The organism is Pseudonocardia sp. TMWB2A, from assembly GCF_017312135.1.
Map to the genome: position 1 here is coordinate 2047988 of NZ_QKQY01000001.1, position 13948 is coordinate 2061935.

14 protein-coding genes are annotated in these 13948 nt (G+C 59.9%); 7 read left to right on the top strand and 7 right to left on the bottom strand.

The window, feature by feature from the left end:
• Nucleotides 1–37: 37 nt before the first annotated feature.
• The 5 genes from DMP17_RS09550 to DMP17_RS09570 all read right to left on the bottom strand — a co-directional run bounded on the left by DMP17_RS09550 (nucleotide 38) and on the right by DMP17_RS09570 (nucleotide 6013).
• Nucleotides 38–1270: a serine hydrolase domain-containing protein gene (locus DMP17_RS09550; RefSeq protein ID WP_337828844.1), complete on the bottom strand. Its 1233-nt coding sequence runs from the start codon at nucleotides 1268–1270 to the stop codon at nucleotides 38–40.
• 101 nt (nucleotides 1271–1371) lie between these two features.
• On the bottom strand, nucleotides 1372–2151 hold the full coding sequence (locus DMP17_RS09555; RefSeq protein WP_337828845.1) for an SDR family NAD(P)-dependent oxidoreductase: 780 nt from the start codon (nucleotides 2149–2151) through the stop codon (nucleotides 1372–1374).
• Nucleotides 2152–2183: 32 nt separating this feature from the next.
• Nucleotides 2184–3236 carry a phosphotransferase family protein gene (locus DMP17_RS09560; RefSeq protein WP_337828846.1) on the bottom strand — a complete coding sequence of 351 codons (1053 nt, stop codon included), beginning with the start codon at nucleotides 3234–3236 and terminating at the stop codon, nucleotides 2184–2186.
• A gap of 137 nt (nucleotides 3237–3373) precedes the next feature.
• Nucleotides 3374–4459 carry a Zn-dependent alcohol dehydrogenase gene (locus DMP17_RS09565; RefSeq protein WP_337828847.1) on the bottom strand — a complete coding sequence of 362 codons (1086 nt, stop codon included), beginning with the start codon at nucleotides 4457–4459 and terminating at the stop codon, nucleotides 3374–3376.
• A gap of 267 nt (nucleotides 4460–4726) precedes the next feature.
• On the bottom strand, nucleotides 4727–6013 hold the full coding sequence (locus DMP17_RS09570; protein ID WP_337828848.1) for an acyl-CoA dehydrogenase family protein: 1287 nt from the start codon (nucleotides 6011–6013) through the stop codon (nucleotides 4727–4729).
• A 242-nt stretch (nucleotides 6014–6255) separates the two neighbouring features.
• Between DMP17_RS09570 and DMP17_RS09575 the strand changes: the two genes are divergently transcribed.
• The 5 genes from DMP17_RS09575 (at nucleotide 6256) to DMP17_RS09595 (ending at nucleotide 11190) form a co-directional block, all read left to right on the top strand.
• Nucleotides 6256–7416 carry an acyl-CoA dehydrogenase family protein gene (locus DMP17_RS09575; protein ID WP_337828849.1) on the top strand — a complete coding sequence of 387 codons (1161 nt, stop codon included), beginning with the start codon at nucleotides 6256–6258 and terminating at the stop codon, nucleotides 7414–7416.
• Nucleotides 7417–7580: 164 nt separating this feature from the next.
• Nucleotides 7581–8720 (top strand): acyl-CoA dehydrogenase family protein, encoded by a 1140-nt coding sequence (locus DMP17_RS09580; protein WP_337828850.1) that lies wholly within the window; start codon nucleotides 7581–7583, stop codon nucleotides 8718–8720.
• A 361-nt stretch (nucleotides 8721–9081) separates the two neighbouring features.
• Nucleotides 9082–9885, top strand: a complete 804-nt coding sequence (locus DMP17_RS09585) for an SDR family oxidoreductase (RefSeq protein WP_337828851.1) — start codon at nucleotides 9082–9084, stop codon at nucleotides 9883–9885.
• A 326-nt stretch (nucleotides 9886–10211) separates the two neighbouring features.
• On the top strand, nucleotides 10212–10697 hold the full coding sequence (locus DMP17_RS09590; RefSeq protein ID WP_337828852.1) for a hypothetical protein: 486 nt from the start codon (nucleotides 10212–10214) through the stop codon (nucleotides 10695–10697).
• Between the two features lie 169 nt (nucleotides 10698–10866).
• The gene (locus tag DMP17_RS09595) at nucleotides 10867–11190 is read left to right on the top strand and encodes a DMT family transporter (RefSeq protein WP_337828853.1); all 324 of its coding nucleotides are present in this window, start codon (nucleotides 10867–10869) and stop codon (nucleotides 11188–11190) included.
• 201 nt (nucleotides 11191–11391) lie between these two features.
• Here the strand turns inward: DMP17_RS09595 and DMP17_RS09600 are convergent, their stop codons facing one another.
• Both DMP17_RS09600 and DMP17_RS09605 read right to left on the bottom strand, forming a co-directional pair.
• Entirely contained in the window at nucleotides 11392–11814 is a 423-nt protein-coding gene (locus DMP17_RS09600; protein WP_337828854.1) for a YbaY family lipoprotein, read from the bottom strand.
• A gap of 99 nt (nucleotides 11815–11913) precedes the next feature.
• Nucleotides 11914–12501, bottom strand: a complete 588-nt coding sequence (locus DMP17_RS09605; RefSeq protein ID WP_337828855.1) for an HNH endonuclease — start codon at nucleotides 12499–12501, stop codon at nucleotides 11914–11916.
• Between the two features lie 269 nt (nucleotides 12502–12770).
• Between DMP17_RS09605 and gluQRS the strand changes: the two genes are divergently transcribed.
• Both gluQRS and DMP17_RS09615 read left to right on the top strand, forming a co-directional pair.
• Nucleotides 12771–13631, top strand: a complete 861-nt coding sequence (gene gluQRS, locus DMP17_RS09610) for a tRNA glutamyl-Q(34) synthetase GluQRS (protein WP_337828856.1) — start codon at nucleotides 12771–12773, stop codon at nucleotides 13629–13631.
• Nucleotides 13632–13665: 34 nt separating this feature from the next.
• Nucleotides 13666–13899, top strand: a complete 234-nt coding sequence (locus tag DMP17_RS09615) for a hypothetical protein (RefSeq protein ID WP_337828857.1) — start codon at nucleotides 13666–13668, stop codon at nucleotides 13897–13899.
• Nucleotides 13900–13948: the final 49 nt, after the last annotated feature.

The following is a 13948-nucleotide window of genomic DNA, read 5'->3' on the forward strand; positions in this document are numbered from 1 at the left end:
CCTCCCCTAGCCCCTCCCGCAAGCGGGAGGGGGACTTTTATTCCGTCAGCGCGGCGTAGAGCATGGTCTTGATTTCGCGGCGCACGGGATAGGTTGACGACGGCATGAGCTGCGTCATGAAAATCATGATGATGTCTTCTTGCGGGTCGACGAAGAAGGCGGTGGAAAACATCCCGCCCCAGAAAAAATCGCCCGCAGAACAGTTCATCATCGCCTTGGCCGGGTCCATCGTGGTCGCAAAGCCGAGGCCGAAGCCGACGCCCGCATTTTCCGCTTCGGAAAAAAGCGCGGTCGATAATGTCGCCAAGTCCGCGCCGCCGGGCAAATGGTTGGCGGTCATCAGTTCCAGCGTCTTGGGGGCGATGATGCGCGCGCCGTTCAGTTCGCCGCCATTGAGCAGCATCCGGCAGAAACGGTGATAATCGGCCAAGGTGGACGCCATGCCGCCACCGCCCGAAAGCTGGCGCGGCGGCTTGCCCCACGCGCTGCCTTCTCCGGGGTCAAACAGCTTCATTTTCTGCTGCGGGTGGAACGCATAGCAATCGGGCAGGCGGTGGAGTTTATTGGCGGGCACCTGAAAATGCGTGTCGTCCATGCCCAAAGGCTGCGTCACCCGCGCGGCAATCAGTTGGTCGAGCGGCTTGTCATCGACGCGCTGGAGGATTGCGCCCAATATGTCGGTCGCAATCGAATAGTTCCAGCTTGTGCCGGGATCAAATTGCAGCGGAATATCCGCAAGGATACGGATAAATTCTTCGAGGTCCGGCCCTTCAAAAGCTTCGAGTTTCTGCTTGCGATAGGCCGCATCAATCGCGGTGCGCTCCTGAAAGCCATAAGTGAGGCCCGCCGTGTGACGCAGCAAATCGACCATCCGCATCGGTTCGCGCACGGGGCGCGATACGAACGGGACATTGCCGCCGCCCGCGACAAACACGCCCAGATTTTTCCACTCCGGAATGATGCTGCTGACCGGATCGGTGAGCGCAAGCTTGCCCTCTTCGACCAGTTGCATGAACGCAATCGAGGTGATCGGCTTGGTCATCGACGCGATCCGGAAAATCGCATCCTGTTGCAGCGCCTCGCCTTTGCGCGCATCGCCCTGAAGCGAGAGATGCGCAACCTCGTCGCCGCGCCCGATAAGGAGCGCGCTGTGGGGCAAGGCGCCCGTGTCGAGATATTTGGCCTTCAAATGGGCGTCGATACGGGCAAGGCGCGCAGGGTCAAAGCCCAAGTCACGCGGGTCGGATGCGGGGGTGAGGTTATGTGTCATGTCTTATTCTTATCAATGCGCGCGCCGACAAGTCGAGGGGGTGAACGCGCTGCCTTTCATGCTGCTGGCTTTCACGCCACCACCTTTCACGTTGCTGCCTCTCACGCCGCAGTCTGGCCGAAAATCTGCCGGTTGACCGGATGCGAGCTGGACAGGCCGCCATCGACCACAATCGCCTGCCCATTAATATAGGAAGCGCGGTCCGATGCCAGAAACAGCGCGGTTTGCGCAATTTCGCTTGGCTCCCCGCCGCGTTGCAGCGGGTTGAGCTGGCCGAGCAATTCCTCTTTGCCCTTGGCGCGAACAATGTCGTAAATCGGCTTGGTCATGCCGGTTTCGATAAGGCCGGGGCAGATCGCATTGACGCGCACCTGATGCCCGCCAAGCTGCTGCGCGCCGACCCGCACCAGATTGATGACACCCGCCTTGGACGAGGAATAAGCCGGACCGCCCGCGCCCGACCGCAAGCCTGCCACGCTCGCGGTGCAGATGATCGAACCCTTGCCGGTCTTGGCCATATGCTGGCCTGCATATTTGATCGCAAGAAATGGCCCGATAAGGTTGACGCGCAAAATTTCCGCCCAATCTTCGGCGCTTTGTTCGAAGATTCCGGCAAGCCCGCCCGAAACCCCCGCATTGGCAAAGAAAATGTCGAGCCGGCCATATTTGGCAACCGCATCGGCAACCAGCTTTGCAACCGCGGCTTCATCACCGGCATCGCACAGCACGCCTTCGATATGGTCGTGCATCGCGGCGGTTTCATGGACCGCATCGCCGACATCAGCGGCCACCACCTGCGCGCCTTGTTCTGCAAATAAAAGCGCGGTGGCGCGGCCGATACCGCTAGCGGCTCCCGTCACAATCGCGACCTGTCCGTCCAATTCTCCCGCCATATCCTGTCTCCTTTGAAACGTCAGTCTGCCGCGCCCGCTGCCTTGGCGAAATGCCAGGCAGAATCGGCGAGGAACGGCACTTTCGCGGCCATTTCCGCCGCCTTGTCATTGGACGCATTGCCGTCAATCACGCGCTTTTTGATGCCTTGCACAATCCCGGCCAAGCGGAACAGGTTGAACGCGAAATACCAGTTCATGTCCGGCACATCGTCAAGCCCCGTGCGCGCCGCATAGCGTTCGATCATCGCCTGCATTGGCGGGATGCCGAGCGCGTCCAAATCCAGCCCCGAAAGCCCCGCACGGCCATCGGCGGGCGTCACCCAATTCATCATCAGATAGGCAAGGTCCGCCATCGGATCGCCGAGGGTCGATAATTCCCAATCGAGGACCGCCAGCACGCGCGGGCTTTGGGAATCGAAAATCATATTGTCGATGCGGAAATCGCCGTGAACTATCGCAGTGCGTTTCTGTTCGGGGAGCGAAGCAGGAAGATAGGCGATCAGCTTTTCCATCGCGGGCAAATCATCGGTTTGCGACCCGCGATATTGTTTGGTCCAGCGGCCCACCTGCCGTTCGAAATAATTGCCGGGCTTGCCATAATCGCCAAGCCCCGCGCCTTGATAATCGACCTTGTGGAGATCGGCGAGCGTATCGACCATCGCTTCATAAAGCGCAGTGCGTTCGGCATTATTGGCCGCTTCGGGGATTGCGCCGTTCCAGAAAGTGCGCCCTTCGACCATCTCCATCACATAAAAAGCCGCGCCGATGACGCTATCATCTCCGCAGAGGCCATAAGGCTTGGCGACGGGAAAGCCGGTAGGGTGCAGCCCCGCTATCAGCCGATATTCGCGGTCGACCGCATGGGCGGACGGGAGCAATGGCCCGAACGGCTTGCGGCGCAGCACATAAGCGCCGCCCGGGCTATCCACCCGATAGGTCGGATTGGATTGCCCGCCTGCAAATTTTTCCAATGTCAGCGGGCCTTGGAACCCCGCCACATGGGCCTCCATCCAGCGGGTCAGCGCCGCTTCATCGATATGGTCTTTGTCCATTTTATCCTTGTCATCCGGCATCCAATTATCCCCTACCGTTCGCCCTGAGTAGCAGCGAAGCTGCGTATCGAAGGGCCTTGTGTCGCCGGTGCTTCGATACGGGTTCTGCGAACCCTATTCAGCACGAACGGAGGAAGGTGGGGCATCATCTATGGCCCTCACCCGAACACGATCACGCTGCGGGCCGCATCGCCGCGCTTCATCTTTTCAAAGCCGTCATTGACCGCCTCCAGCGGAATGGTTTCGGCAATGATCGAATCAAGGTCGAGCAGCCCGCGCAGGTAGAAATCGACCAGCCGCGGAATATCGACGGGGAAGCGGTTGCCGCCCATCAGCGCACCTTGCAATTTCTTGCCGGTGAGAAGGTCGATGGCGCTCAAGCCGACTTTTTCCGCTGGAGGGTGCATCCCCAAAATCGTCGCGGTGCCGCCCCGGCGCAATGCACTGACGGCCAGACTGGCGGAGGCAGCGCGCCCGACCGCTTCGATCGCATGATCGACGCCGCCCTTGGTCATTTCGACAATTTGCGCGGCGGCATCTTCAGCGAACGCATCGACCACATCGGTTGCGCCAAGCTTTTTGGCGAGTTCGCGCTTTTCCGGCACCGGATCGGCGGCGATGATGCGGCCAGCACCGGCAATTTTTGCCGCGTTAATCGTGGCAAGCCCGACCCCGCCGCACCCGACCACGGCCACGGTTTCGCCGGGCGTCAGCTTGCAGGTGTTGAATATCGTCCCCGCGCCGGTGGTCACCGCACAGCCGATCACCGCCGCGCGGTCGAGCGGCATGTCGGGGTCAATCGCGACACAGGCATGTTCATGGACCAGCATCTGTTCGGCAAAGGCCGACAGGTTGAGCATTTGCGCGACCGGACTGCCATCGGGCCGCGACAGCCGCGAAGGCGCATCACTCGCGCGCCGCGTATCGCCGCCGGGGCATAGCGACATCCTTCCGCTCACACAAAATTCGCAATGGCCGCAAAAGGCGGACAGGCAGGTGACCACCGCATCGCCAACCTTGACGGTGCGCACTTCGGAGCCGACCGCCTCGACAATCCCCGCCGCCTCATGCCCCGGCACAGCAGGCAGCGCCTGAGGGTAGGTGCCTTCCAGAAAATGGAGGTCGCTATGGCACAATCCGCACGCGGCGGTGCGGATCAGCACCTCATGCGGACCCGGCTTGTCGATCATAAGCGTTTCAATGGCCAGCGGTTGGCCGGGGGCAGTAAGGACAGCGGCTTTCATGGGTAAGCGAACTCCGTTGAAGGACCGATAATTCCCCTCCCGCCTGCGGGAGGGGTTAGGGGTGGGTGTATAGGAAGCGGGAGGCGATATTTCAGACCCACCCCCGAGCCCTCCCATAAACGGGAGGGGAGAATTTGGCGTTCGTCATCCCCGACTTGATCGGGGATCCATCTCCGGAGCTTGATATTTTCATCATCGGTCGGGAGATGGATTCCCGCTTTCGCGGGAATGACGGGAAAAAATAAGAGGAGGAAGGGCTGCCTCCACTCACCGCGCAACGCCCATATCACCCGACGAGGGGAGTTTGGCGGCTATATCGCCATATTTGCCGAACTCAATGCGGGCAATCGAGCGGTTGTGGACTTCATCGGGGCCATCCGCCAAGCGCAATGTCCGTATCCCCGCATAGGCTTTGGCGAGGTTGAAATCCTGACTTACGCCCGCACCGCCATGCGCCTGGATAGCGTCATCAATGATGCGCAGCGCCATGCGCGGGGCCTGCACCTTGATCATCGCGATTTCGCCCTGCGCGGTCTTGTTGCCGACCTTGTCCATCATGTCGGCGGCTTTCAAACAAAGCAGCCGCGTCATTTCAATGTCGATGCGCGCTTCGGCAACCCGCTGTTCCCACACGCTCTGGTCGGCGAGGCGCTTGCCGAACGCAACGCGCGACAAGAGCCGCTTGGTCATCGCTTCCAGCGCGCTTTCCGCAGCGCCAATCGTGCGCATACAATGGTGGATGCGGCCCGGCCCAAGCCGCCCTTGTGCAATTTCAAAGCCGCGCCCTTCGCCGAGCAGCATCGCTTCTTCGGCATTGACGCGCACATCCTTCAATTCGATTTCCATATGGCCGTGCGGCGCATCATCATAACCGAACACGGTGAGCGGCCGTTTGACCGTCAGCCCCTTGGCGTCCATCGGCACAAGGATCATCGATTGCTGCTGGTGCTTCTTCGCTTCAAAGTCGGTCTTGCCCATGAGGATCGTCACCGCACAGCGCGGATCGCCTGCGCCCGACGACCACCATTTCGTGCCGTTAATCACATAATCTTCGCCATCGCGTTCGATACGACATTCGATATTGGTCGCGTCGGACGAGGCCACTTGCGGTTCGGTCATGAGGAAGGCGGAGCGGATTTCGCCATTCATCAGCGGCACCATCCATTTGGCCTTTTGCGCCGCCGTGCCATAGCGCATGAACACTTCCATATTGCCGGTATCGGGCGCGGAGCAGTTGAACACTTCGCTCGCCCATTCAATCCGGCCCATTTCTTCGGCGCAGAGGGCATATTCAAGATTGGTGAGGCCCGGCCCTTCAAACGCCACGCTGTCATCAACATTAGGGCGGCCCGACGAAGGCGGCATGAACAGGTTCCAAATGCCCGCCGCTTTGGCTTTGGCCTTGGCCTCTTCGATGACCGGCAGCACCTTCCAGCGCCCGCCTTCAAGTTGCTGTTGATGATAAAGCGCGTCATTGGGGCGCACATGGCTTTCGATAAAATCCCGCACACGGTCGCGCCAATGCGTCTGCCGTTCGGTGAGATCAAAATCCATCTGTGCCTCCTTTTGTCGCGTCATGTCCGATGCCGGTTTAGCGGCGGACGGGCAGAATCTTGTGTCTGCTCTTGCCCCCTTAAACCAAGGTTCGACGGGCGGGTCCAGTGTTTTAGGTTGCGAATCGAAACTTTTCTTGCTTCCTGTCCCCGAATCGAGTCAAAAGCCTTGCCACAAGGTCGCCCCGCAACGGATAGTGGCGGGGACAAGACCGGAATTATAACGGGAGATGGATAAAGCCGATGAGTGATCTTGAACAATTTCGCGCCGAAACGCGTAGCTGGCTGGAGGCGAACTGCCCGCCCGAAATGCGCGAGCCGATGCGCGAGGAAGGCGATGCCTGCTGGGGCGGGCGCAACTGGACGTTCCAGAGCGATGCGCAAAAAGCCTGGCTCGAAGCCTGTGTCGCAAAGGGTTATACCGTTCCCGATTGGCCCAAAGCTTATGGCGGCGCAGGGCTGTCGCCCGCCGAAGCCAAAATTTTGAAGCAGGAAATGACGCGGATTAACGCGCGTTCGCCATTGTCCTCCTTCGGCATCTGGATGCTTGGCCCGGCGTTGCTCAAATTCGGCACCGAAGAACAGAAGGTCCATTATCTGGGCCAGATTGCGCGCGGCGAAATCCGCTGGTGCCAAGGCTATTCGGAACCTGGCTCCGGATCGGACCTCGTATCGTTGCAAACCTTTGGCGAAGACAAAGGCGACCATTGGGTCGTCAATGGCCAGAAAATCTGGACCAGCTATGCCGATAAGGCCGACTGGATTTTCTGCCTCGTGCGCACCGACAAGGGCAATAAATATCAGGGCATCAGCTTCCTGCTGTTCGACATGGAAAGCCCTGGTGTTTCGACCAAGCCGATCAAGCTAATCTCCGGCAACTCGCCTTTCTGCGAAACCTTCTTCGACAATGTGGAAGTCCCCAAGGACCAGATTGTCGGCGAATTGAACCGCGGCTGGGACGTCGCCAAATATCTGCTCGGCCATGAACGCGAAATGATTTCCGCGACCGGCGGCGGCGACCGCGCAGGCTCGCTCGGCAAAGCCTATAAAGCGGTGGTCGCTGACGACCCGATGCTGCGCGCGCAAATGGCGAATTTCGACGTGGATGCGCTGGCCTTTGCGGCGATGATGGAAAAATTCATCGACGAAATCAAAGTCGGCAAAGGCCATCCCGCCCAGCCCAATATGCTGAAATATGCAGGCACCGAACTCAACAAGCAGCGTCACGAACTGGTGATGGCAGCGGGCGGTTCGGACGCGCTGGAATGGGATAGCGAAGCATCGGGCGGCGGCGGCAAACCGCGCGCATGGCTGCGCACCAAAGCCAACAGCATCGAAGGCGGCACGAGCGAAGTCATGCTCAACGTCATCGCCAAACGCATCCTCGATTTGCCGGGGGCGTAAAACATATTACCCCCTCCCCTTCAGGGGAGGGGCAACGGAGCCTTATTGCTGCAAGCAATTAGGCGAGTGGGGTGGGGTTTTTCGGCCTTGGCTGTGCCAGACGGACAGACCCCACCCCAACCCCTCCCCTGAAGGGGAGGGGCTTAAGTTGGAGAGACAATATAATGCCCTTATATCATACCGACGATCAGGCGATGCTGGCCGACACCGCAAAGCCTTTCATGGCCGAAGAAGGCAGTATCGCAAAGCAGCTACGCCACTGGCGCGACATTAACTGCAAGGATGGTTTCGGCCACGGCTTGTGGAAACAATTTGCCGAAATGGGCTTTACCGGGATGCTCGCCGATGAAGCCGATGGCGGGCTTGGCATGGGCCATGTCGAAGCGGGGATTGTGCTGGAAGAAATCGGCCGCAATCTGACGCCTTCGCCTTTCCTCACCACCGGCGTGGTCGGCGTGACGGCGCTCAAGGCCGCCGATGCCGACACCAAGGCGCGCTGGCTTCCCGGCATTATTGCGGGCGATACGGTGCTCGGCATTGCGATTGATGAAGGCGCCAAGCACCGCCCTGCGCATATCGCAATGGAAGCGGCGCGCGCGGGCAATGGCTTCAAACTTAATGGCAAGAAGCAGTTTGTTGTGCAGGGCGGCTCGGCCGATATGCTCATCGTTGCCGCGCGTACCGCTGGCGCTGCGGGCGAAACCGATGGTCTTACCCTTTTTGCCGTGCCGACCGATGCAGCGGGGCTGGCCCGCGACAATGCGGCGCTGGTCGATTCAAGCAAGGCCGCCCATGTTACCTTCGACAATGTCGAGGTGGATGCGGGTGCGGTCATCGGCGACGTCGATGGCGGCTGGACCACGCTCACCAAAATGCTTGCGGCGGGGCGCATCGGCGCGGCGGCGGAAAGCGTCGGCGTCGGGCTTGGCGCGTTCGGCATGACCACCGATTATCTGAAGCAACGCAAGCAATTCGACCGGCTGATCGGTGAATTCCAGGCGCTCCAGCACCGTGCTGCACATCTTTATTCGGAAATCGAAATTGCGCGCGCGGCGGTGATGAAAGCCCAACAACTGCTCGACGAAGGCGATGCCAAGGCCGAATTGTTCGTCTCGGTCGCCAAGGCCAAAGCCGCCAAGGCCGCCAATTTGGCTGTGCGCGAAGGCGTGCAGATGCATGGCGGCATCGGCATGACCGACGAATATGATATCGGCCTCTACATGAAACGCGAACGCGCGCTCACCGAATTTTTCGGCGATGCGAACTACCACGCCAATCGCGTGGCGGAATTGAGCGGATATTAAACAACCCCTCCCCTTCAGGGGAGGGGCAGTGAAGCCTTATGACCCGAAGCGAAGCGAAGGGGAATTAGGCGAGCGGGGTGGGGTCTTGCAGCACACACATTGCCCGATGTGGACAACCCCCACCCCAACCCAGTTTACCTCCGGCGGGTCAAACAAGCTCCCAGCTTGTTTGAGGGACTGCCGGGGGCAGTCCCGACCCGCAGGAGATAAACTCCTAAAGGGGAGGGGCTTTACGGCGCTAAATGAGCGTCAACGAAATTAGGCGAGCGGGATGGGCCGGTTAGCACCGACATTACGACCACACCCACCCCCGACCCCTCCCGCAAGCGGGAGGGGAGATATGATCGAAAGGAGTAACCCCATGAACCTCACCGACCTTTTCTCACTCCATGGCCGCATTGCGCTTGTCACCGGCGGATCGCGCGGGATTGGCAAGATGATTGTCGAAGGCTTTCTCGCCGCCGGTGCGGCGCGCGTCTATATCAGCGCGCGCAAAATCCCGCAGGTTGAAGAGGCGGTCGCGGATTTTAACAATCGCTACCCCGGCAAGGTCATCGGCGTGCCCATGGATATTTCGACCGTCGAAGGATGCCGCGCTCTCGCCGCCGACATCGCCGCGCGCGAGGGCAAGCTCGACATATTGGTCAATAATGCGGGCGCGGCATGGGGCGTTCCGTTCGAAGAATTTCCCGAAGAGGGCTGGGACAAGGTGATGGACCTCAACGTCAAATCGCCTTTCTTCCTGACGCAGGCGCTGCATGGCCTCCTCAAAGCGGGCGGCGCGGACGGACGTCCGGCCAAGGTCATCAATATCGGCTCGATTGACGGCCAGCGTTTGAACCCGTGGGAAACCTATAGCTATCATGCGTCGAAGGCCGCGATCCTCTATCTCACCAAGCGTCTCGCCGCGCGGCTTATCACCGACAATATTGTCGTGACGGCAATCGCGCCGGGCGCGTTCCAGTCGGAGATGAACAAGGCCGCGCGCGACCATGCCGAAGCCGTCGGCGCACGCATCCCCGCCCGCCGCATCGGCACGGCAGAAGATATGGCCGCAGGAGCGGTCTATCTCGCCAGTCGCGCGGGCGATTATGTGGTCGGCGAAACGCTTACCATTGATGGCGGGCTGGTCAGCGCGGATTTAAAGACGAGTATCGACGCCTGAGGATGGATTTCACACCTTCGTCATTCCCGGCTTGACCGGGAATCCATCTCCAGACGCTTAAAATTACAGGGCAGCAGATGGATTCCCGCTTTTGCGGGAATGACGCGATATGTTTTTTCCGCCTTACGGAAAATTGGACAGGCTAGCCCGAAATTCGCTACACAAAATTCGTTACACAGGGCGGAGTCCATCTCCCGACCGAGCCCGTAAACCGGACGGTCGGGAGATGGATCCCCGGTCAAGCCGGGGATGACGAAGGAGAGAGAGAGGATGGACAGGGTTTCTCTCTTCGCTACACTGGGCATTATCCCACGGAGAGTCGTCCCATGAACCGCACTATTTTGCTTGCCTTCCCACTCACCGCCGTCCTTGCACTCACTGCGTGCAACAAACAGCCTGCGGGCGAGGCACCTGCCGCCCGCGAGGGGCAAGGCGCGACCGCGACCGCTACCAGTTCCACCAATGGCGCGGTGGGTGCGAGCGCGTCGGGCATTGATATTGACGGCGATGATTTCGACATTGACGGCGTGGACCTCTATCCCGGATCGCATATCCGCGCGATGAATGTGGATGCGGTCAACAAGGGCGGAGCCAAAATCTCGACGGTCAAGGCGAGCTTTGAAAGCCCGACCGACGCCAAGACGCTGGCCGACTGGTTCGATGCGGAAATGAAGAAGGAAAAATTTACCTTCACCCGTTCGGGCTATACGCTCAGCGGCACCACCGATGATGGCGATGCGTTCACGCTCACCATTTCCGACCTTGGCGGCGGCAAGGCCAATGGCCATGTGGTGATTACCGACAAGGATTGACGCTGCCCCCGCGCGCGTCCCTCGCGTACCGGCGGAAAAGGGGCGTTACAGCAGTTGACCTTGGCGCATCGGCCCCTTATTTGCGCTGGACAAGAGGACGACCTCTTCCCCGCCAAGGGGATTATTGACCGCCGGGACGGCCCGGCCCTTTTGAAAGGAGGGCCGCTTCATGGCCTGGATTTTACTTGTAGTAGCCGGCATTTTTGAAATCATTTGGGCGTCGGCAATGAAACGTTCCGAAGGCTTTACCAAATTGGGGCCGAGCGCGATTACCCTCGGCGCGATGATTATCAGCTTCGGCCTGCTCGCCGCCGCGATGCGCCAGTTACCGCTGGGCACAGCCTATATGATCTGGACCGGAATCGGCGCAATCGGCGCATTCATTTATGGCGTGGTCGCGCTGAATGAACCGGCCAATGCAATGCGCATCGGTGCCGCCGCGCTCATCGTTACCGGCATTGCCGTAATGAAGTTCGCAACGCCTGCGAGTTAAGGCCCTCTAGTAAGGGGCAGAGGCATAAGCCAAATCCGTCATTGCGAGGAAACGAAGCCGACGCGGCAATCCAGAGTCGCATAGCACCGTTATGGATTGCACCGCTTATGGATTGCTTCGTCGCTACGCTCCTCGCAATGACGATAGGGGACGTGACATTATAGGGGCGATATAGGGCGGGTTGTGCGCGCCCTTAGTCTCCTACCGCGTCTTGACCAGATTGATCGTGCCCATATCGACGACCGTGCGGCCATCGAACGGCACATTATTATGGGTGTCGGTGATGAACATCAGGCGGCCTGCGGAATCGGTGATGCGCGCCGACACCGCATAGCGGGCGCGCGCGTCGATGCGGCGCTGGTCCACGGTTATCGAAAAGCGGATCGGCACTTGCTGGCCATTGGCGGAAAAAGATTGTTCCGCAACGGTGCGCGCAGGCGCATCGGCAAGGCTCACATCAACCACCTTCACTTCGATTTGCGCGGTGCGCGGCAAGGCGATGCGTTCACGATAGGCGATTTCGCCCTGCACCGTGACGGCCTGTTCGGTCGGCATGATCGTCGCACAGCCGGTCAGCGTCATCGCGGCCACGCCCAGCGCAAGCATAGGGGCAATACGGGTCATAATTTTCCTCCATATAAATATGCTATAGACGGAGCGGGCAGCGGAACGCCTTGGCAATCCGGTGCGGAGCGCATCAGCATATGACGCAAAAGCGCGTTGTCAGGGTAAAAGTTCCACGTCCCAATAAAGCCAGTCGCGCCAGCTTTCGTGGAGATGGTTGGGCGGGAAGCTTTTGCCATGATCCTGCAACTGCCAGCTTGTCGGGCGGATCGGCTGGACGTGGAGCGGCATATGCGCCTGCTTGGGGGTGCGCCCGCCTTTTTTGAGGTTGCACGGCGCACAGGCGGTCGCGACATTTTCCCATGTCGTTTTACCGCCCAGCCGCCGCGGGACCACATGGTCAAAGGTAAGGTCTTTGCTTGTCCCGCAATATTGGCAGCAAAAACGATCCCGCAAAAACAGGTTGAACCTTGTAAATGCGGGATATTCGGATGGCTTCACATATTGTTTGAGGGCGATGACGCTGGGGATGCGCATCGCCCAGCTAGGGCTATGCACCTCGCGCTCATAGCTTTCGACCACATCGACACGGTCAAGAAACACCGCCTTGATCGCGGTCTGCCACGGCCACAGGCTCAACGGATAATAGGATAAGGGCGTATAGTCCGCATTAAGGACCAGCGCAGGACAGCTATCGGGGTGCCGGACCCCGGCGTCTGGATGGCGGATCAGGTCGGGATGATACATAGTCCCCCTTGTTCGTCCATTTTGTCGATACCGCCGCACGATGGACCGGTAAGGGCGATCATGCGGGCCTTGCTATTGAGCCTCTCCTGGCGTCAAAAGATGACGCGCCTGTTACACCGCGATCGGGAAAGGGCGTCAAGGATAAATTTTGTCGGGTGCGGCGGTCCGATGCGCATATTGTGGGGGCTGTGACGCGATGGCACCACTATATAGGGTGGTTGGCGCTAGGTGGATTGCGCGGGCGAAGGATAGGAACGGACGATGAGGGCATGACGATTATCACCCGCTTTGCACCAAGCCCGACGGGGCGGCTCCATCTGGGCCATGCGCTGTCGGCGCTCTTGTCGCATGACCGTGCGCGCGGCGCTGACGGGCGCTTTTATCTGCGCATCGACGATATAGACGGCGCGCGCTCGCGCGATGATTATGTTGCCGCTGCGATGGAGGATTTGCGCTGGTTCGGGCTGATGTGGGACGATGCGCCGGTCTATCAATCGGCGCGGCTTGCCCTTTATGAAGCCGCGCTCGTCCGGTTGAGCGCGGCGGGGCTTATCTATCCCTGTTTCTGCACACGCGCCGATATTGCCGCCGAGGTCGCCGCGAGCGCGTCGGCCCCGCATGGCGATTTCGGGCCGGTCTATCCCGGCACCTGCCGGTCTTTAAGTGACGCGGAGAGGCTGGCGCGCGCGCACCAGCCGCATAGCTGGCGGCTCGATATGGCCAAGGCGGTGGCTTTGGCCGGTCCGCTCCATTGGGAAGACGAGCGCGAGGGCATCATCCTTGCCATGCCGGAAAAAGCGGGCGACATCATCTTGGCGCGCAAGGATGCGCCCGCTTCCTACCATCTCGCGTCGACCATTGATGATGCGGATATGGGCGTCACCCATGTGATCCGTGGCCGCGACCTGTTCGCCTCGACCCATATCCACCGGCTGTTGCAAGCTTTGCTGGGCCTGCCGACCCCGCTCTACCACCATCATGCGCTGGTGGTGGACAGTATGGGCAAGCGGCTCGCCAAGCGCGATCAGGCGACCGAACTTGCCGCTTTGCGTGCGCAGGGTTTTGAAGGCTGGGCGCTGGTCGAAGACTTAAGACGCGGTGTTCTTCCTGCTGGATATTCGCTCGCCTGATGCCTATATGGGCGCTTAAGGAGTCGCGACGCTTATGAATTTCCTCTTTGTTATCGCCATTATCGGATCGGCGCTGATGGTCGTTTATGCGCTCGCGCGCGGCCTGATGGCGTTCGTCCAGACCAATGAAGCGGCGCGCAACGGCGAAGATATCATGGCCATGCACCATAAGCAGAACCAGATGATGTTCGCGCGCGTCAAATGGCAGGCGATTACCATCGTGTTGCTGATCGTGCTGGGGATGCTCGCGGCTGGCGGCAGCAATTAAGCCCGCTTTTCGCCCGCGCTTTTTTCTGTCCCTGTTTCCGGTCCCTGTT